The sequence below is a fragment of the Grimontia indica genome (assembly GCF_000333895.2).
Taxonomy (GTDB): domain Bacteria; phylum Pseudomonadota; class Gammaproteobacteria; order Enterobacterales; family Vibrionaceae; genus Enterovibrio; species Enterovibrio indicus.
Map to the genome: position 1 here is coordinate 111,815 of NZ_ANFM02000009.1, position 19,887 is coordinate 131,701.

Genomic DNA, 19,887 nt, shown 5'->3' on the forward strand with positions numbered 1-19,887 from the left:
ACTCGTCAATTCAATGCGGGGCCATGAAACGATTACGGTTCAACGGTAAAGGACAACAACATGGCACTTTCTGGGTCCATTACTGGCAAGCTTAGTCCAATTTGGCTTAGCTGATCGCCGTTAACGACCGGCATTTTTTCAATCCAGACAGGAAGATGCTTCATCGTCTTGCTAAAAGCCGTGGGGGCATCGACCACCTCGACACGGTAGCGTTTTTCCTTGCAAAGAACGGGTAATCGCAGTCGTTGTCCAAGCGCATGTTCCTGCATGGAGAGTTGCACGACGGCCAACAGGACCACGCTGTCATCCATCACACCGTAGATATGGGTACCGGAATCCACAGATGGCAACACAAAGCTGGTGCCGCTGTGTAGCAGAGGGCGATATTGCTTGTGGAGCGCGATGTATTTGGAAAATGCGCGGAGCTCGCAATCCTCTAGCCCTTGGGGGTCAAGTTCCGCACCCATATGGCCAAACAAGGCGGTAATGCCCCGAAGTGACATGTCATGGCAGCGTCTGGTGGTGTGGCTCAGTCTGGGGCCAATGTGGCTGCCCATCACTTCCGGCGGGAAAAACAGCTGCATGCCGCGTTGGATAGTTTGGCGTTCTAACGCATCGTTGCAGTCGGAAGTCCAGAACCTATGGGTGCGTTTCAGCACTTCATAATCCACGCGACCACCGCCGGATGCGCACGATTCAATTTCTACATAAGGGTGTTTCTCACGAAGTGCATCAATCAGACGATAATACGCCAGCGTCTGGCCGTGATACGCGGCACTGCCTTGGTGTGCGGCTTGCACCAGCTCGCGGTTCATGTCCCACTTTAGGTAGCCAATATGATGATCGGTTAGCAGGCTGTCGAGTGATGACAACAGGTAGTTAAACGCGTCGGGGTTCTGTAAATCGAGCACAAACTGATGACGTCCAGCCGGCTGTTGATAACCGAGCTCATCCATACCCAGCATCCATTCTGGATGGGCGCGGAAAAGCGCAGAGTTTTTGCTGACCATTTCCGGTTCCACCCAAAGGCCAAACTCCATCCCTAGCTGGTTAATGTGTTCGATAACCGGCTTTAACCCTTCAGGGTACTTGCGCTTGTCCACCTGCCAGTCACCCAAGGCACGGGTATCATCATCTCGGTTGGTGAACCAGCCGTCATCGAGAATAAAGCGCTCAACACCGAGTCTGGCGACGGCCGTGGCCATTTCCATAATGCGTTGGGGCTCGTGGTCAAAGTAGATCCCTTCCCAGGTATTAAAATGTACAGGGCGCAGTTTTGATTGTGGAAAGCTCAGGATTTGATGGCGTACAAATTGGTGGAAGCGCTGCATCATGCCGTTAAGACCTTCTGCACTGAAGACGGCATACAAGTCGGGGGTGGCGAAGCTGTCTCCGGGGGCAAGGCTGATTTCACCCGCTGCCAACAGTGCCTCGGCTTGCAGGTAGCGCCTGCCATCACTTTTCACCTGCGCCTGAATGCGGTGATTACCGCTCCAGCCCAAGTGCATGCCAATGAGATTGCCACTCAGTTCGTGGGTTTCTTTTTGCAAAGCGACCAATCCCGGGAAAGACTCATGGGATGTACGACCTCGGCGGTTTTCCTGCACAAAGCCTCCGTGTTTGAACGAGAGGCGTTGCTGTTGGAACTCGTGGGGCCATCGGCCATGGAAGCTGATCAGATCGAGAAAATCGTCATCGACTGGCAATGTCAGCGCGAGCCGTTGAAGGGAATAATTCGTCGTTCCGGTATTCGTCAGTGTGTGGTTCAGCGTCAGCACGTCGCTGTCTTCATCCAGAACAAGCTTGGTGCAAACCTCAAGCCCAGAACGGGGATCGCTTAGGAGAAGTTGTGTGCTGCCCGGAGAGGTGGTAACAGACATCAATTCAAAGACCGGTGCCCAGTCTTTTCCATCACGGTGCCCTTCAATGCCCGGGCTGCCAAAATCGCCGCGGCCTTGTTCTGGGAGTAAGGCCAGTGGCATGGCTTCATCGAGCCTTGCCTGTCCAACCGGAAGGTCAAAAAGCGAATCATTGAGTGACGTATCGGCATCAATTTTCTTGCCCCAGTAAACCATGGCGGGGACAGGCTTCAACATCAGAATCAGGCTGGTATGCGCGGATTGCAAATGAACGACGTTTTCAGGCGACGCTTCGCTTCCTTTCGTGGACATATTAGCCATGAATCCATTCCCTTTGTTGGCGTCTTCGCGCCTGATAAACGGCGCTATTCGCTATACTCGGCGACAGAGCTTCTTGTAATCAGTATGGGTGTGTAGCTGCCTTTTTCTTCTGGAACCGGCTGTTGGATTGATAATGCGATAGCCTGCTCTGCAGCTAGGGCGGCCATTTGTTCAATCGGATAGCGCACTGATGTGAGTTTCGGGTGGAGATAGCGGGCGATGAGGCTGTCATCAAAGCCCACGACCGAGACATCCTCCGGTACACGATAACCGCGGTCGGTCAGTGCGGTGATGGCACCGGCTGCCATGACATCGTTGTAGCAAAATACTGCGCTGAGGTGTTCGTTATCCGTCATCAGCTTTGCCATAGCGCGCTCGCCACCGGTTTCTTCTGGTGTATCAAAGGCCATCATAACCGGGTGGGTCTCATCGGTGACGCGATAGGTATTCAGCGCGTCCTCATAGCCTTTCTGACGCTGCACCGTATCTTCGATGGAGTGACTGGAACCGATATACGCCACATAGCGGTGACCCTTTTCGATGAGATGTTCGGTGGCCAAATAAGCGCCGCGATAGTTGTCGAGGTAGATGCAACGATCTTCCAAACCCGGGATCAAACGGTTGATAAAGACGATTGAACCATGCTCTTCCGCAAAGGCGCGGAGTGTGTCGTCATCCAGCGCTTTGCTGTGCACGATCAGCGAGGCGACCTGATTCTGGATCAGCGATTCAATGGCCTGCTTCTCCCTTGCAGCGTCGTGGTAGCCGTTACCAATCAAGAGATGATGACCTTGCCTGTGGGCAATGGTATCAACGTGTTTGACCAAGGAGCCAAAAAAGGGGTCAGACACGTCCGCCACAACAACACCAATCGCTCGACTTCGCTTGCTGACCAAGGTGCGTGCTGCGGCATTCGGACGGTAGCCCAGTTCGCGCATGGTTCGTTTTACCAAATCGGCGGTATCGGATTTGGTGAGCGGCGAGCCGTTGATCACACGGGAGACCGTGGCAACTGACACGCCTGCCTTGCGCGCGACGTCTTTAATGGTTGCCATTAAGAAGATCTCCTATCAAATTGCCTGAAAGCGGCATTGTCATTACTCCTGCGCGTTGGCAGTGAGTGGTGCAGGGTCTTCCTCGCCTTCCGGACGATGGGTTAATGCCTGTTCGTTGCTGTTGAACAGGTGAATGTCGTCCGGAGAACAGTGCAGGGAGACGGTCTGGAAAGCTTTCACGGCGTTGTCACCGGGAATGTGAACCTTGAATCCGTCTTCACCGCAATATTGGCCGAACAGGTAAGTACTGTTGCCAAGGCGTTCCACCACTTCACTATGAAACTGGAAATTAAAGCCCGGGCCTTCGCCAATCTGAATATGTTCAGGCCGGATGCCGACGGTCACTGCTTCGCCTTCGCTGACCTCTCGGGCAACCCTGACAGTCAGGGTTTGGCCGTCAGGCATAGCGACAGCGACCTCATTGCCGTTGATGGCAGAAATGCGGCCGGGGACAAAATTCATTTTCGGTGAACCGATGAAACCTGCCACGAACAGATTGGCGGGATTGTGATATAGCGCCAAAGGTGAGCCAACTTGCTCCACATTTCCGGCTCGCAGCACCACGATTTTGTCGGCAAGCGTCATGGCTTCGACCTGATCGTGGGTCACGTAAATCATGGTGTTGCCAAGTTCCTGATGAAGCTTGGCAATCTGCAGACGCATTTCAACGCGAAGTTCCGCATCCAGGTTAGAGAGCGGTTCATCGAACAGGAAGACTTTTGGATCCCGCACAATAGCGCGACCAATCGCCACACGCTGGCGTTGACCACCAGACAATGCTTTGGGTTTTCTGTCCAGCAGGGCTTCAAGTTGCAGGGTTTTGGCAGCACGGTCGACGTGCTTGTCGATTTCCGCTTTGTCGACGCCGTTCATTTTCAGGCCAAAACCCATGTTTTCCCGCACCGTCATGTGAGGGTAAAGCGCATAAGACTGGAACACCATGGCGACACCACGGTCTGCCGGGTCAACATCATTCACCTCTGTGCCATCGATGGAGATGGTGCCATCAGAAATGGTTTCAAGACCCGCAATCAGGCGCAGCAACGTAGACTTGCCACAACCGGAAGGGCCAACAAACACCACGAACTCTCCTCCGCTGATATCCAGGTCGATACCGTGAATCGTTTCGATTTTACCGAAGCGCTTAATAACTTTTCTCAGTGTGATGTCGGCCATACCGCGGTCCCTATGCAATCAGTTTCTTTTTGGTGATTCGAATTTCGTCGTTTCGGTCACCCTTTTCTAAAAATAGGCGGTTTTTCGACGAATGGAAACGTTTACATTGTCGATTTTGTGAACTAGTTTTAAACAACGAACTCGCGTTGGTTACATTTCGGTAACAAAAAATGCGTCGGATATCGCGCGTTGTTGGTTCATCAACGTTAGAAAAACAGGACGTAATATGACTGTGCATTCCTCATCAGCATCCAAGCCTTCCGCTGTTCAGCGAAGTCAGTTGGCAATGGCGCCTTGGTTCTTCCTTGCCCCCGCCATTGTTGTCTTCGCGATATATGTGCTTTATCCCATTGGTCAAAGTGTATGGCTCAGCTTCTTTGAGTGGGACGGTCTGGGAGAAAAAACCTGGGTTGGTTGGGAAAACTACATTGAGCTTTTCGATTCAGATGCGTTTTACACCTCTTTGGTGAACAATTTCCTCTGGATGATCCTTTTCATGCTTGCCCCCCCGATTGGCCTTCTGATTGCCCTCTTTCTCAATCAACAGGTGGCCGGTATCCGTCTTATTAAGGCGCTGTTCTTCTTCCCTTTCGTGATCTCGCAAGTGGTGGTGGGCTTGGTCTTTGCCTGGTTCTATGACCCGTCATTTGGTCTGCTGACGCAATTTATCGTCGCGCTGGGGTTTGATCCTATTTCGATTCTGGCTGATGAAGATCTGGTGACGTACGGCATCATCGCGGCCGGGCTTTGGCCTCAGGTGGCCTATTGCATGATTCTCTACCTGACGGGTCTCAACAACCTCGACCCCGAACAGCTGGAGGCGGCGCGTCTTGACGGCGCAAAAGGCTGGCGAATGATGTGGTACGTGGTGGTACCGCAGCTCAAACCCGCCACTTTCATCGCGGTGGTTGTGACGGTGATTGGCGCGCTGAGGTCATTTGATTTAGTGGCGACCATGACGGCAGGTGGTCCGTGGGGCAGCTCAACGGTATTGGCGTACCTGATGTATGAAGAGTCTATTTTCAATTACCGCATGGGTTATGGTGCGGCGGTCGCCGTGGTGCTCTTCCTGATTATGGATATCTATATCGCCTGGTTCCTGTGGCGAATGCTGAAAGGAGAGCGTTGATATGTTTCCAAGACCGATTGAACAGCGCGGCAAATTCGTCAACGCCACGTATCGCATCTCGCTCTACATTGCTGTGTGTCTTTGGCTGATCCCCCTCGCAGCGGTGTTGATGACATCTGTGCGCTCCATCGCCGACATTAACGCGGGGAATTACTGGGGTATGCCGGATGAACTGCAACTGGTCGAAAACTACACACAGGTGTTCACCGCAACTCCGATGGGACGCTATCTGCTGAACAGCTTGCTGATTTGTATTCCCGCGGTGGCGGGGGCGGTAGTGCTCTCGACCCTCGCAGGTTATGCACTGGCCAAATATAAATTTCGCGCCAATATCTGGCTGTTTGCTCTGTTTATCGGCGGTAATTTTGTTCCGTTTCAGATTTTGATGATCCCGGTTCGCGACCTCACCATCAGCTTTGGTCTGTATGACACTCACTGGGCGCTGATTTTCTTCCATGTCGCCTTCCAAGCCGGTTTCTGCACATTATTTATGCGTAACTTTATGATTGGCATTCCCGATGCTCTGATTGAGGCAGCGCGTGTGGAAGGGGTCAGTGAGTGGCGCATTTTCTGGTATGTGGTTCTCCCTTTGGTGAGACCCGCACTGGCAGCATTGTCTGTTTTGGTCTTTACCTTTATTTGGAATGACTTTTTCTGGGCTCTGGTGCTGGTTCAAAGCGATGAAGTTCGTCCTGTGACTGCAGGCCTGAACGCATTGCAAGGACAATGGCTTGCATCCTGGCAGTACATGTCGGCAGGCGCGGTTATCGCTGCACTTCCGCCTGTGGCACTGTTTTTCACGATGCAACGCCACTTTATTGCTGGATTAACCTTGGGCGCAACCAAAGGCTGATCCCGGTTTAACGAAAGTAAGGATGAAGGATATGAGAACGCTTGCTAAGAAAAGCATGGGCATGATCAGCGCTCTGATGCTGGCGCTCAGTGGTTCAGTAACCGCAGGGACGCTGGTGATTAACTCTGATGCCTCAGACCCAGCGCCAAAGAAAGCCTGGGCAGAGGTGATTGAAAAGTTCGAACAGGCGAACCCGGATATCACGGTAAAATACAACCTGTATGACCACGAAGCTTACAAGACCACGATTCGTAACTGGCTGGTAACTTCTCCGCCGGATGTGGTGTTTTGGTATGCGGGTAACCGAATGAAAACCTTCGTCGACCGTGGTTTGTTTGAAGACGTGAGCGACATGTGGCAAGCCAATGGCATGGACAAAGATTTTGCCAGCGCTATGCCTGCGATGAGCGTCAACGGCAAGCAATACGGGGTGCCTTATACCTATTACCAATGGGGTATCTACTACCGCAAAGACCTGTTCGATAAATACGATATTGCGGTGCCTAAAACATGGGATGACTTGGTTGCTGCCTCTAAAACCCTCAAAGACAACGGCGTGACGCCATTTACGATCGGTACTAAGTATCTTTGGACCGCAGCGGGTTGGTTCGATTATCTGAACATGCGCGTGAATGGTCTCGATTTCCACATCGATCTGATGGATGGCAAAGTGCCTTACACCGACCCACGCGTGAAAGCCGTATTCGAAAAATGGAATGATCTGGTTGAGCCGGGCTACTATCTCGACAACCATGCATCTTACTCTTGGCAGGAAGCCCAGCCCTTCCTTTACAACGGTGAAGCAGCGATGTACCTGATGGGTAACTTCCTTGCGGCAAACTTTACCGATGAAGTGCGTCCAAACATGGGCTTTTTCCAGTTCCCTGTGATTGATGCCAGTGTGCCAATGGCGGAAGACGCGCCGATGGATACCCTGCATATTCCTTCCAAAGCCAAGAACAAAGAAGATGCGCGTAGGTTCCTGGCGTTTGTGGCGCAGCCTGAAATCCAGACCATGATTAACGAAGCGCTACTGCAAATCCCGACGAATAACAAAGCGACGCCTAAAGACGATGAATATTTGAATGCAGGTGTGGTGATGTTAGGTGAAGCGGCGGGTACGGCGCAGTTCTACGACCGTGATACCGATCCTGCGATGGCGAAAGAAGGCATGAAGGGCTTTCAGCAATATATGGTTCACCCAGACCGAATCGACAAAATTCTTGAGAAGCTGGAAAAAACACGTCAGCGTACTTTCAAGCAATAACCGATATATCAATCCTTTAGAATCAGAAGTAAGCGTTATTGGCATAACGCTTGCTTCTTTTTTGTACAGCTGGTTTAGGCATGTAAAAGAGGAAAATATATGCCGTACTTTAGAGGCTGTTGACCTTTTGTGGTGATTTTTGCAGCAGTTTTGTGGGGATTTTATGCAAGGCAGAGGCTTCGATGTGTAGCGAGCCTACATGAGAAGCTGATAACGCAGCAGAAATTCCCCACAAACGCTGCCCGAAGGGTTCTGCTCTAAGCGTTTTATGCTTTGTTGAGGTGTATTTGCTTAGAATGACTAGGCAGCACACACCTCGCCGCGCCTAAAACGCTTATAGCGAGAACAAAATTCAACCACAAAAGGTCAGCAGCCCCTAGCACCCTGTACTAAATTTAAGATCCCGATGTGTAAAATGAATTGCTGACAGGAAAGGGCAATGCCAAATCTGATCAACGCCAGTTACTCGAACAACATGTACCTCAGTGCGCGTCAGCGTGAGAAAGATGAGGCGCAGTATGGCGCGCGTAATGAAGGCGTGAAAACTGATCAGTCGTTGACTCCCGCAGAACGCGCAGAAATGCTCCGAAAAGAGCGCGAAGAGAAAATGCAGGCGGATAAAGCACAGGAAGATTCGCCACAGCGCGGTGATTACCGCGGTTTGATAGACCGCGTAGCGGAGCAGGAAGCCAAAATGGCGAAATTCTCCGCTTACACCCAAGGTCAGCAGCAACTCTTAAAACAGGTCGAAAAAACCATCACGCCGAATGCTGGCGAGACCAGTTACAACTTTAAGGTCTAAATCCACTCCTGCGCATCTGCTGACACTGTGACATCAGTTTCCAGCGCGCCTGTGTGCTGGGTGGACGCTGGTTCAATCATCATGAAGTGAGTATCTTCCTTTGCCTCTGGACAATGTTCCACACCTTTTGGCACCACAAACAATTCTCCCGGATTGAGCACAATGTCTCTGTCGCGAAGCTTTAAGGTCAGCTGACCCTTCAGCACCAGAAACAGTTCATCCTCATTCTCATGGCTATGCCAGACCAACTCGCCGCTGCCTTTAGCAATCTTTACCAACTGTCCGTTAGATTCGGCGATGATTTTGGGCGTCCAGACTTCATCAAATAGAGAAAATTTGTCGGTCAGGGTAATTTTGTCCATCTCGGTATTCCTAGGTAGCGTGAACGTTACTGCCATATTTTGGTCACTATTGTTCGCCATAATGCCATTACTTAAAGCCTGTATTGCCCGCTTTGTTCGCTTTAATCACCCAATCAAACAAGAGAGGGCAAGACGATGAAAAAGCAACCAACCAAACACTCATTTACGCTTGGCATCCCATCGTGGCTTTGGCCGGTTTTGATCAGCATGGTTTGGGTTATTCAGCTGGCGGCAGAATAAAAAATCGAGCGCTTAGCGGTGTGCGTGGTACCAGCGTTTTACAGGCTCTGGTAAGCCAAACACTCTCAGGTTTCCACCAACCACCAGCATCACGCCGAGCACCGATTGCCATGTCCATTCATAGCCTTCAAAAATGGTCGATAAAGACAAGGCAACCAGCGGGAAGAGGACGGTGCAGTAAGCCGCTTTAGCCGCGCCAATGCGCCCAACCAACGCAAGGTAAGTATTGAAACCGACCACAGAGCCGATGATGGCGAGATAGACCAACGCGGATACATACAGCGGCGTGGTGGTGAAGGCGAGTGAATGCCCCATCAGCAAGGCGATGGTGAACAGGTACAGCGCGCCATAACCCATGGCCCAGCCCGTGGTTGGCAACAGTGGCATACCTTTTTGTTGTGCGCGGGCAGAAACCAGATTGCCCATGGAAAAGAAGTAAGTGCCAACAAAGGTGACCCCAAGGCCGAGTAAAATGGTGAGATCCATGGCGGAGTGAATGAACTGGGCGCCAAACAGCATCAAGATGCCAGAAAAACCCATGAGTGCCCCTTGGATGAAAGATGCGTCGGGACGTTTTTTCTCTAGCCACCAGAGGTTGAGCGCATTCAGGATCGGGGCGAGGGAAAAGACTACCGCGTTGAGCCCACTTGGGATGTACTGGGTAGCGAAATAGAAACAGAGAAAGTTATTGGAGAACAGGCAAAGCGCCAGCAGCACCGCCATTTTGTGGTTTTCTTTGGAAAGTCGGGGCAGCTTGCCGCGTAGGGCAAGCCAAGCCAGAAGTGCAGCGGATGCGATAGCAAATCGCCATCCCACTGAAACAACAACCGGGGTGTCTCCAATCTGAAAGGCAATCGCCAACCAGGTGGTTCCCCAGATTAATACCGTGATGACATACAGCGTTGCGTTCATAACTTCCCTTATCCTTACATCAGCCAACTATCGTTGTTTTTTCGCCAATCTATCTCCGAGACATTTTTTAGGCTTTCAGCATCCTGCGGTTTTTATAGATTCTTGCGCTTTTTTCCTTCTAAGCATGTTCAACCAGAGGAAGTGCCGATATATTGGGTCGAGAAAGGAGTGGTATATCAATGGACAAGGATTCGTCTCAAACCCTCAAAAGGCAGCGAGTTTACAACGTGTTGAAGGACAACACGGCGCGGCTGCACAATGAAATCTGGCAGGACAATGGCCTGGGATCAGCCGTATGGAGTAACAGCCACGGCAGTGCCAGCTATGAAAAGCCGGGTCATCATACGTTGAGTTTTTATCTTAGCGGCGGACAGAATACCAAGCGCTGTCTGTCCGGTGGTGACATGTTTGGTGGTGAAGACAAACTGTGTCTGATGCCGACCGATCATCGCTCGCAATGGTCATTTGCCGATCCCTTCAGCTTCTTCCATTTCTACTTCGAACAGAAGCATCTTCAGAACTTTGCTGAGCAGGTGTTCGATAAAGAAGGCCGGCATATTGAGCTTAAAGAGTGCACCTTTGTTGATGATCCTTTCGTCAACCAATTGGTTCGCCAGACCATGCTGCAACTGGATTGGGAAAGCGAGACTGATAAGCTGATGATGTCTCACGCCCAGCAAATGCTGTTGCTTCACTTGGTGCGCCGTTATTGTCAGTTGCCACTGCAATTGCCGCAATCACAAGGTGGCTTGTCGCCCCAAAACCAGCGGCTGGTGATAGATTTCATTGAAAGCCACCTGATGCAGTCTTTTTCCTTAAGCGATTTGGCAACACTGGCTCAGCTCAGTGAGTTCCATTTCGCGCGTATGTTTAAAGTCAGCTTCGACTGCACGCCACACCAGTATGTGTTGTCACGCCGCATTGCCCGCGCCAAAGATTTGCTTCAAGAGAATATTCTGCCGCTTGCGGAGATTGCCGACGCCTGTGGTTTCTCTTCTCAACAACACCTTTCCCAGCAGTTCAAGCAACGTGTCGGCAGCACACCCGCTGCTTTTCGTAAGGCCCAAAACCGACGTTAAGGCCAGTTTGCAAGCGCTTCTGCACGATCCTCACTTTTAATACACGCCTTTGTTCTCATGGCGCATAGATTGAGAAGTTGGGAAAACTGATTTCCCGCTGACTGGTCAATTATTGCGATGCATAGGAGAGCCTGCATGACGACCGAGAACACCACGCCTTTAGAGCATTTCGTGCACGCTTCCCGAGAAACGGGCGCGATATGGGGTTTACACTGTAAAGATGGTTGGGTGATTTGTGATTCAGCTATCTACGAAGATACGGATGTAATGCCGTTTTGGTCATCCCGTGAAGCGGCGGAAATTCACTGTATTGATGAGTGGGCTGACTTTGCACCTGTTGCCATTTCTGTTGAGGAGTTCGTGGAGGAATGGCTGGTGGATCTCGCTAATGATGCGGTGATGCTTGGGCCAGATTGGGGCGACGATCTGTGTGGTGAAGAAGTGGAACCTGTCGAACTTGCACAAAAATTCCTTATTCAATAAGGGGTTGTGATTCACTGTCAATCTCCATGTACAAAATCCTCTTTACACCGTGCTCACCTGTAGCACGCGCGCTTGCGTTGCCTTCTGCCGTTACCGACTGCTATTCCTATCTAGGTGAATTAACAAGGTCGTAACAACTTTTGAGTGTTGCGACCCATTGCAAGGGATCGCTTGGTAGGAGGATTAACGATGGCAACGACGACAATCAACCCAATGGGGACTGACGGCTTCGAATTTGTGGAATATACCGCGCCGAATGCCAAAGGCATTGCTGATCTGAAAAACCTGTTTTCACTGATGGGGTTTGCGGAAATCGCCAAGCACAAGCACAAAGACGTGTGGCTATACCGTCAGGGAGATATCAATTTCATAGTTAATGGTGAAATTGATTCTCAGGCAGAGGGTTTCGCCAAAGCGCATGGCGCCAGTGTGAACGCTATGGCGTTCAGGGTGAAAGATGCACGACATGCCGTCGACTACGCGGTGAAACAAGGCGCAACGGGGTGCGATGCACGTGTGGGGCCAATGGAACTGAATATTCCCGCTATCCATGGCATTGGCGATTCTTACCTCTACCTTGTTGACCGATATGGCGACAAGGAAATCTATGACATCGATTTTGACTACTACCCGGACTGGCGTGAGCGTCTTGCAGCCTCTGATGCGGGATTACAGGTGATTGATCACCTGACCCACAACGTGGAGAAAGGCAATATGGATGTGTGGGCCGATTTCTACGACCGTATTGCGAACTTCAAGGAAATCCGTTTCTTCGATATTGAAGGCAAGCTGACGGGGCTAAAATCCCGCGCCCTTACTGCACCTTGTGGCAAAATCCGCATCCCAATTAACGAGTCCAGCGATGATAAATCCCAAATTGCGGAATACCTCAAAGAGTATAACGGAGAAGGTATTCAACATATTGCGCTCAGCACTGATGACATCTACAAAACCGTCGAGTCGCTGAGAAGCCGGGGCATGCGCTTTATGGACACGCCGGACACTTACTATGAGAAAGTGAATGACCGCGTAGAAGGCCATGAAGAGAGTGTTGATCAGTTACGAGAACTGCGCGTGCTGATTGATGGCAATGTGGAAACAGGCATTTTGCTGCAGATTTTTACCGACACTGTGATTGGACCCGTTTTCTTTGAGATCATCCAGCGTAAAGGTAATCAAGGCTTCGGTGAAGGTAACTTCCAGGCGCTGTTTGAGTCGATTGAACTCGACCAAATCCGCCGAGGTGTATTGGACGCAGGTTAAACCGCTCTTAAAACCCCCCTTAAAACTTGGAACAGGCCAATCGGCCTGTTCTTCGTTAAACGTCCAGCGATCTGTCGTTCACCCGCATGTCGAATAGCAACTGGTAGAAAAACTCTTTACGCAGCGTAGAGCTGCTCTCATCAAAACGAATGCCTGCGGTTGGCGGTTCTTTGTCATTGTTCACGGTAACGACTTTTCCGATGATTACACCTCGTAGATCACTGCCATATTCAATATGAATTTTCAGGGTTTCATCTTCGAAGAAAAGGTGTTCGTCGCCCGAGGCTGAAAGGCAACAACCTGAAACGGAGTAATCGATTAGCCGTGCTTTGAATGGGCCTTCGTCCGCTTCAGCGCGTAGAGTAAGGTTGGTATCTATACGGGGTTCCTGCCGGATTTGTCGGTGGGCAATACTTTCCGGCAATGACACAATCAATAGGCGGATGGGCTTTTGAATCACGCCCATGACCAAAGAGCGGAAAGCAATTACGTCGCGGAATTCGCTGTCTGTAATGGCTCGGATAATCAGCTCGTTGTTGGGAATAAAAAAGCGTTCGATGATGGGATCCTGACCGCTTGGGCAGTCAATCAGCAAAAACTGATCTTTACGATAGCCAACAATGCGGGAGGTGACCTGCGTCTTTTTGGGATCGTCAGAAAGCTCGATGTTGAGCCGGGCTCCTACTGACAAAAGTCGGTAAAAACTGTCTGTCGAATCTTTCTTCACTGCTTGCATATCGCTACGTTCTCCCGATGGCCGCAGTTACAGATAGTCGCTGATGATGCTTGCCAGCTGACCGTTATTGCGCATCTCTTGTAATCGCTTGTCCATGAATTGTTGCAGTTCTGGGTCAATTCCCGGTGAATAGGCCAAGTGGATGTTGTATTTCGGGATCAGGTTGTTAACCTCAAACAGGGTGTAATCGTTTTGAGTGAAGCCAAGGCGTTTGAGGTGGTATTTCAGCCTGAGATCCATTTCAACGAAGCCGCCGACACTTTTAAGGCGATCAACCACACGGAAAGCCGAATCGTAGTTCTTGACCCGTACTTCACTGACTGCCCCTTTTTCTATTTGCTCTTCAAGGCCGGGATAGTCGAACCCGAACAGGAGCACCGCGATTTTTCCGTTTAAATCTTCCGGGGTTTGGTAAACAAAATCAGAATCTGCCCGGCTGAGGATGCTGTGCTCAACTTCTAAAATCGGGTATGCGGAAAGATTGGCGGCCTGCATATCGCCCCAAGCGGGGCTGCCATAGGTGACCCAATTTTTGTCTTTATGCTTATTGAGCTCGGCAAGATAGCGATTAAACGGATAAGTGTGGATGACCAATTGGTGCTCAGTGCCGTCGAAAGCCTGTTTTAAAACATCGGTGACAATGCCACGATGGTTCTCACCTTTGGTTTGTATCTGCAGTGGCTCGGCCTGATCTTGTATCACAAAGTATTCCAACACGGTTGCTGAAGCGGTGGCAGAGAGCAGAGCAAATATCACCGGCACGCCGATGACACGATAAAGGACGCTGGGAATGGATTTCTTTTCGGACATAGTTTTGACCATCCAAGTTTACAAATCGTGGCTATTCTTAAAGGTAGGTGCTTTAAATTTAAGACATTAATAAGCCTAGACTATGTTGAATCAAAAAGAGAATCTTCCTCCGCCTTCCAGCATGGCAGCACGTTTAGTGGGCCGTGTTCTTCTCATTTGTAGTCTTCTTGCATTCTTGGTAGCGGCGTTTGCCTTGTATTTGGATTATCAGGCACGCACTGAACAGATGCGTCAAAATGCGTTGCTGATTCAAAAGACCGATCTGGCCAGTATTACTAACAGTGTCTGGCAGGAAGACACCACCCAGTTGCAAGTCACCGCGCAAGGGATTTTCCGGGATCCTGACATTAGTTATATCCGTGTTTTTGATGATGGACGGACACTGGCGGAATTCGGTGAAATGCCGCTTGAACCTAAGTTTTCTTACCAATGGCCATTGGTTCATCAGCAATTTGGCAAGACCTATCAACTGGGCTACCTGCAAGTTGAAGTGGGCCTTGAAGGTATTTACAACGCGCTGATCGAACGCTTTGTCATGCTGCTGCTTTTCCTGGGTGGCGCAACGCTGGTGCTTGGTGGTTTGGTGTTCTTTATCGTTTATGTTGATGTCGTCCGTCCACTGGTCTGGATGTCTCATGGTGTAACCAAGTTTGGGGCTGATAACTTGCCGCAGCCGATTGAGCGTCCGAACAAAAAAATGGGCGAAGAACTGGTGACGCTGTACACCCAGTACAACGACACGATAGAGAAAATGCGCGAATACAGCGCGGAGCTGAAAAACGCCAAGATACAGGCGGAAATGGCTAACCAGAAAAAGAGTGAATTTCTGGCCAACATGAGCCATGAAATCCGCACGCCAATGAACGGCATCATTGGGATGGCATCATTGCTGAAAGGCACCCGTTTGGACGACGAACAGCGCGAGTTTATCGAAATGCTGGAAACGTCATCATTGTCGCTGCTCGATATCATCAACGATATTCTCGACTTCTCCAAAATCGAAGCGGGTAAGCTGGAACTGGACTTTGTTGAGCTCAACCTGTTTGAGCTTTGCAAAGACATCGAGCATTTGTTCCGGCTCCGCACCAAGGAAAAAGGGCTGGAGTTCGAATGTAGCCTCGATCAGGATCTGTCACCACTACTGATGGGTGATGCGCCGCGCCTTCGACAGGTGATGATTAATCTGGTCGGGAACGCTGTGAAGTTCACCCAAAGTGGCAGTGTGCGTGTTGATATCCAGCAGGTTGATGAGGCAGGGGATCAAATCACGGTGCGCTTTGATGTTAAGGACACGGGGATTGGTATACCCGCCGACAAACTCGACACCATTTTTGAAAAGTTTGAACAGGCTGATGGCAGCATGAGCCGCAACTTTGGCGGAACGGGATTGGGTCTTGCGATTTCGAGTCAGATCGTCGAACTCATGGGTGGTCACATTGAAGTGGAAAGTCAGGAAGGAGAAGGAAGCCGTTTCTTCTTCACCGTGACTTTCGAGCGCGCACAAATGCCGGAAGCAACTCCGGTTGATGCCTTGCTTTTCTCTGACGCTGCCATGCTACTGGTGGACGACAGCCGTTTGAACATGCGGATCACCAGTGCACAATTGGGTAACTTGGGCTGTCAGGTGACATGTTGTGTCCATCCTGAAGATGCGGAAGAGATGATCGCAGAGCGCATCGACACGGCTAAGCCGTTCAAGATTGTGATTCTGGATAAATTGATGCCGAATTCAGATGGCTTTTCGATCGCTTCTAAATTACGCAAGCGTTTTGGTAAGCGTTGCCCGAGCTTGATGATGATCACCGCCGCGCCGGAAGTACATGACAATGTGAAGCTGGAGAGTTTCAACATCGAAGGGTACCTTTCCAGACCGTATAAGTTTAACGATCTTCGCAATCACCTCACGCGCATCCTCCGTGGACAACAGGCGAAACTCGGCGTGATTTCCATGTCGGCTCACAAAGAAGAGCAAGCGTCGAAAGAGATTGGTTTGGCTGAACCTTCGACCTACTCAGGCCGTGTGTTGGTGGTGGAAGACACTTTGGTGAACCAGCGGGTGACACAGGCCATGCTTGGGAAACTTGGGGTGGAAGTAGTGGTCGCCGAAAACGGACAGGTGGCGATCGATTATTGCAAAGAAGGCATGTTCGATCTGATCTTTATGGACTGCCAAATGCCTATCATGGATGGTTATCAGGCTTCCCGACTCCTTCGTGAGCATGAATATGCGCCTCATACACCGATTGTTGCCTTGACCGCTAACGCGACGGCGCAGGACAGGGATGAATGCCTGAGATGCGGCATGGATGATTATATTGCCAAGCCGGTTAGCAAAGCGGAACTGGAGCGGATGATCAAAACGCATATGCCGGGTTCTGAGCGGGGAAAGGCTAAATCGATCTGAGGGGCGGGGTGACAAACCTTCGCAAAATAAAAACGCCTGCGATAGCAGGCGTTTTGCTTACTTGGACTCGTTACATCATACCAATCGTAGTAAGTATCTGCTCATCCTAGCTTGTTAAAATACTCGATAACTGCGTTGAAAAATTTGTTTGTAGAAGAACTACTTATCGAAATTTTTTGCCTTGTTCTCGAGCATTTTTCCTATGCTATCTCTGATCACCTACCTACTGTGATTGGTATTACATCTTCAACAAGACAAAACATCTCGTCGTCGTTGCTCTTTACTTCAATATTTACATTGCTGACTTCCATTGCTGGAGCAGTTCATCGTAGTTGATGGTCTGGCCTTGCGGCTTCTCGTTACTCAGCTTGGCTTTCGGTGCACCTGGCAGATTCAGCCAGTATTCGGCATCACGTGGCTTGTTCAGCTTAGGACCACAGTCGCCTTGTACTTTTGCACGCTCAAGACGCTGAAGTACGCGGTCTTGCGCTTTCGCCAAACCGTCCAGTGCTTCCTGAGGTGTTTTCTCGCCGTTTGCTGCTTCCGCAATAAATTGCCACCACAGTTGCGCCAGTTTTGGATAGTCAGGCACGTTGGTGCCGGTTGGTGTCCACTGAACGCGAGCAGGGCTGCGGTAGAATTCCACCAAGCCACCCAGCTTCGGTGCCACATCTGTCATTGCCTGAGAGTTGATATCAGACTCACGGATAGGCGTCAGACCCACCAAAGTTTTCTTAAGAGACACGGATTTCGCGACAGTAAACTGCGCGTATAGCCATGCCGCCATGCGGCGTTTTGGATCGGTCGATTTCATCAGAGTCCATGAACCGGCATCCTGATAACCGAGTTTCATGCCATCTTCCCAGTAAGGACCGCGAGGTGAAGGTGCCATGCGCCATTTTGGCGTACCATCTTCGTTCACAACTGCCAGACCCGGTTTGGTCATGTCAGCAGTAAAGGCGGTATACCAGAAGATTTGCTGAGCAATAGAACCCTGTGCTGGAACCGGACCTGCTTCCGAGAAGGTCATGCCCTGTGCTTCTGGTGGCGCGTAATCACTTAACCAATCAACGTATTTGGTGGTGGCATAAACAGCCGCAGGGCCGTTAGTCGCGCCGCCACGCTCAACGCTGGAGCCTACAGGTGAACAGCCTTCAACACGGATACCCCACTCATCAACGGGTGTACCGTTTGGAATACCTTTGTCACCGGCACCTGCCATTGAGAACCATGCGTCAGTGAAGCGCCAACCCAGAGACGGGTCTTTTTTACCGTAATCCATGTGGCCGTACACGCGCTCGCCATCGATCTCTTTTACGTGAACAGAGAAAAATTCAGCGATGTCTTCATAGGCAGACCAGTTAACCGGTACACCGAGTTCATAGCCGTAAATCTCTTTGAACTTGGCTTTCAGGTCATCACGGGCAAACCAGTCGGCGCGGAACCAGTAGAGGTTAGCGAACTGCTGATCAGGCAGTTGGTAGATTTTGCCGTCCGGGCCTGTGGTGAAACTGATGCCAATGAAATCGTCCAAATCCAAAGTAGGCAGGGTCACGTTTTTCCCTTCACCCACCATGTAATCGCTGATTGGGAAAACTTTGCCGTAGCGGAAGTGGGTACCAATCAAATCAGAGTCATTGATATAGGCATCGTAGATACTGCGGTTAGACTGCATCTCCGTTTGCAGTTTTTCCACCACGTCGCCTTCCTGAATCAGGTCATGAGTGACCTTGATGCCGGTAATTTCCTCGAAGGCTTTCGCCAGCACTTTGGACTCATACTCATGGGTGGTAATGGTTTCTGAGACAACCTTGATTTCCATGCCACGGAAAGGTTTGGCAGCGTCTGTAAACCAGGCCATTTCCTTGAGCTGTTCCTCTTGGCTTAGCGTGGAAGGGGTAAACTCATCGCCAACCCACTTCTTTGCTGCGTCGCTGTACTGATCGGCGAGGGCCGCCGGTGCCAGTAGCAAGCTGATCATGAACCCAAGTGGTGTCCATTTGTTTACAGCAGGCAATTGCTTCATAGTTTCGCTCCTTTGTCGTTTTGTCCTAACCCCAACGTAAAACCGAGATAAGCCACACGATGGCGATCCCGAAGGGATACCAGATAGGCAGATCCGTCATTCCGATGAAGAAAAGGTGGATATAGGCACTGCCGAGCAGTCCTATAAAGAGTCGATCACCCCGGGTTGTGCGGATAGGCAAAAATCCTTTCCTTTCCACACAAGGACGGAGTACTTCGAATACGGTCATTGCCACCAACATGCAGGCAATGGTGATAAAAAACAGGGCGCTCGGGAGTGTCCAGGCCATCCAATTCATGTCATTTCTCCTTATACACGTCCGAGTGCAAAGCCTTTGGCTACGTGGTTACGCACGAACCAAATCACCAACAGGCCGGGAACAATGGTCAACACACCCGCTGCAGCGAGCACACCCCAGTCGATGCCTGATGCACTGACGGTTCGGGTCATGGTCGCCACAATGGGTTTAGCGTTTACAGAAGTCAGTGTTCGTGCCAGCAGCAGTTCAACCCAGCTGAACATAAAGCAGAAGAAAGCGGTGACACCGATCCCTGAGCGGATCATCGGGATAAAGATCCGCCCAAAGAAGCGCGGGAAGCTGTATCCATCGATATAGGCGGTTTCATCGATTTCCTTTGGCACGCCGCTCATAAAGCCTTCCAGAATCCATACCGCGAGCGGTACGTTGAAAAGGCAGTGGGCGAGTGCCACAGCGATATGGGTATCGAACAAACCCACGGAGCTGTAGAGCTGGAAGAAGGGCAGCAGGAATACTGCAGGTGGCGCCATTCTGTTGGTCAGCAGCCAGAAAAAGAGGTGCTTGTCGCCGATAAACTTATAGCGCGAGAACGCATAAGCGGCAGGCAGCGCAACCGCCAGTGATAGCAGGGTGTTGATACTCACGTAGGTGAGTGAGTTCAGATACCCCGAATACCAACTTGGATCGGAGAAGATGACTGCATAGTTCTCTAACGTGAAGCTCTGTGGCCAAAAGGTGAGGCCACCTAAAATCTCTTCGTTGGTTTTAAATGACATCATCAGCAGCCAGTAAATCGGCGTCATCAGAAACACAATGTAGGCGAGCAGGCCAAAGGTTTTTCTGTTCATGGC

At 50.6% G+C, this 19,887-nt stretch carries 18 protein-coding genes; 8 read left to right on the plus strand and 10 right to left on the minus strand.

The annotated features are described in order from the left end of the window. Positions 1 to 32: 32 nt before the first annotated feature. Genes D515_RS05290 through D515_RS05300 form a run of 3 tightly spaced genes read right to left on the minus strand, consistent with a single transcriptional unit; the run spans position 33 to position 4,411 of the window. Positions 33 to 2,180 carry an alpha-galactosidase gene (locus tag D515_RS05290; protein WP_039849637.1) on the minus strand — a complete coding sequence of 716 codons (2,148 nt, stop codon included), beginning with the start codon at positions 2,178 to 2,180 and terminating at the stop codon, positions 33 to 35. 44 nt (positions 2,181 to 2,224) lie between these two features. Next, a complete protein-coding gene (locus D515_RS05295; RefSeq protein ID WP_002536716.1) occupies positions 2,225 to 3,235 on the minus strand; it encodes a substrate-binding domain-containing protein in 1,011 nt (336 codons plus the stop codon). 42 nt (positions 3,236 to 3,277) lie between these two features. Next, a complete protein-coding gene (locus D515_RS05300) occupies positions 3,278 to 4,411 on the minus strand; it encodes an ABC transporter ATP-binding protein (RefSeq protein WP_002536719.1) in 1,134 nt (377 codons plus the stop codon). 286 nt (positions 4,412 to 4,697) lie between these two features. Here D515_RS05300 and D515_RS05305 point away from each other — a divergent pair, with 286 nt between their 5' ends. The 4 genes from D515_RS05305 to D515_RS05320 all read left to right on the plus strand — a co-directional run bounded on the left by D515_RS05305 (position 4,698) and on the right by D515_RS05320 (position 8,462). Continuing rightward, complete coding sequence (locus D515_RS05305; RefSeq protein ID WP_369700095.1) at positions 4,698 to 5,540, plus strand: carbohydrate ABC transporter permease; 843 nt, start codon at positions 4,698 to 4,700, stop codon at positions 5,538 to 5,540. A gap of 1 nt (position 5,541) precedes the next feature. Next, entirely contained in the window at positions 5,542 to 6,393 is an 852-nt protein-coding gene (locus D515_RS05310) for a carbohydrate ABC transporter permease (RefSeq protein ID WP_002536722.1), read from the plus strand. Between the two features lie 55 nt (positions 6,394 to 6,448). Further along, on the plus strand, positions 6,449 to 7,660 hold the full coding sequence (locus tag D515_RS05315; protein WP_420835367.1) for an ABC transporter substrate-binding protein: 1,212 nt from the start codon (positions 6,449 to 6,451) through the stop codon (positions 7,658 to 7,660). Between the two features lie 439 nt (positions 7,661 to 8,099). Beyond that, positions 8,100 to 8,462, plus strand: a complete 363-nt coding sequence (locus D515_RS05320) for a hypothetical protein (protein WP_002536728.1) — start codon at positions 8,100 to 8,102, stop codon at positions 8,460 to 8,462. On the opposite strand, the gene D515_RS05325 is transcribed toward D515_RS05320, so the two are convergent. Both D515_RS05325 and D515_RS05330 read right to left on the minus strand, forming a co-directional pair. Continuing rightward, positions 8,459 to 8,824, minus strand: coding sequence for a cupin domain-containing protein (locus D515_RS05325; protein WP_002536730.1), 366 nt, complete (start codon positions 8,822 to 8,824; stop codon positions 8,459 to 8,461). The two genes, D515_RS05320 and D515_RS05325, sit on opposite strands and share 4 nt — an antisense overlap. 252 nt (positions 8,825 to 9,076) lie before the next feature. After that, positions 9,077 to 9,976 (minus strand): DMT family transporter, encoded by a 900-nt coding sequence (locus tag D515_RS05330; protein WP_002536732.1) that lies wholly within the window; start codon positions 9,974 to 9,976, stop codon positions 9,077 to 9,079. Between the two features lie 179 nt (positions 9,977 to 10,155). Between D515_RS05330 and D515_RS05335 the strand changes: the two genes are divergently transcribed. The 3 genes from D515_RS05335 to hppD all read left to right on the plus strand — a co-directional run bounded on the left by D515_RS05335 (position 10,156) and on the right by hppD (position 12,801). Further along, a complete protein-coding gene (locus D515_RS05335) occupies positions 10,156 to 11,055 on the plus strand; it encodes a helix-turn-helix domain-containing protein (RefSeq protein WP_002536734.1) in 900 nt (299 codons plus the stop codon). Positions 11,056 to 11,190: 135 nt separating this feature from the next. Then, a complete protein-coding gene (locus D515_RS05340; protein ID WP_002536736.1) occupies positions 11,191 to 11,538 on the plus strand; it encodes a DUF2750 domain-containing protein in 348 nt (115 codons plus the stop codon). Between the two features lie 189 nt (positions 11,539 to 11,727). Continuing rightward, positions 11,728 to 12,801, plus strand: a complete 1,074-nt coding sequence (hppD, locus tag D515_RS05345; protein ID WP_002536738.1) for a 4-hydroxyphenylpyruvate dioxygenase — start codon at positions 11,728 to 11,730, stop codon at positions 12,799 to 12,801. Between the two features lie 55 nt (positions 12,802 to 12,856). On the opposite strand, the gene D515_RS05350 is transcribed toward hppD, so the two are convergent. Beyond that, on the minus strand, positions 12,857 to 13,537 hold the full coding sequence (locus tag D515_RS05350) for a flagellar brake protein (protein WP_002536740.1): 681 nt from the start codon (positions 13,535 to 13,537) through the stop codon (positions 12,857 to 12,859). Between the two features lie 27 nt (positions 13,538 to 13,564). Next, positions 13,565 to 14,347, minus strand: coding sequence for a substrate-binding periplasmic protein (locus D515_RS05355; protein WP_002536742.1), 783 nt, complete (start codon positions 14,345 to 14,347; stop codon positions 13,565 to 13,567). Positions 14,348 to 14,429: 82 nt separating this feature from the next. Here D515_RS05355 and D515_RS05360 point away from each other — a divergent pair, with 82 nt between their 5' ends. Continuing rightward, on the plus strand, positions 14,430 to 16,751 hold the full coding sequence (locus tag D515_RS05360) for a response regulator (protein WP_002536743.1): 2,322 nt from the start codon (positions 14,430 to 14,432) through the stop codon (positions 16,749 to 16,751). Between the two features lie 292 nt (positions 16,752 to 17,043). On the opposite strand, the gene D515_RS05365 is transcribed toward D515_RS05360, so the two are convergent. From D515_RS05365 to D515_RS05375, 3 genes are read right to left on the minus strand one after another with little or no spacing between them, the layout of a single operon-like run. Next, positions 17,044 to 18,777 (minus strand): ABC transporter substrate-binding protein, encoded by a 1,734-nt coding sequence (locus D515_RS05365; RefSeq protein WP_002536745.1) that lies wholly within the window; start codon positions 18,775 to 18,777, stop codon positions 17,044 to 17,046. A 25-nt stretch (positions 18,778 to 18,802) separates the two neighbouring features. Next, positions 18,803 to 19,075 carry a DUF2160 domain-containing protein gene (locus D515_RS05370; protein ID WP_002536746.1) on the minus strand — a complete coding sequence of 91 codons (273 nt, stop codon included), beginning with the start codon at positions 19,073 to 19,075 and terminating at the stop codon, positions 18,803 to 18,805. Between the two features lie 11 nt (positions 19,076 to 19,086). Next, positions 19,087 to 19,884, minus strand: a complete 798-nt coding sequence (locus D515_RS05375; protein ID WP_002536748.1) for a carbohydrate ABC transporter permease — start codon at positions 19,882 to 19,884, stop codon at positions 19,087 to 19,089. Between the last annotated feature and the right edge of the window lie 3 nt (positions 19,885 to 19,887).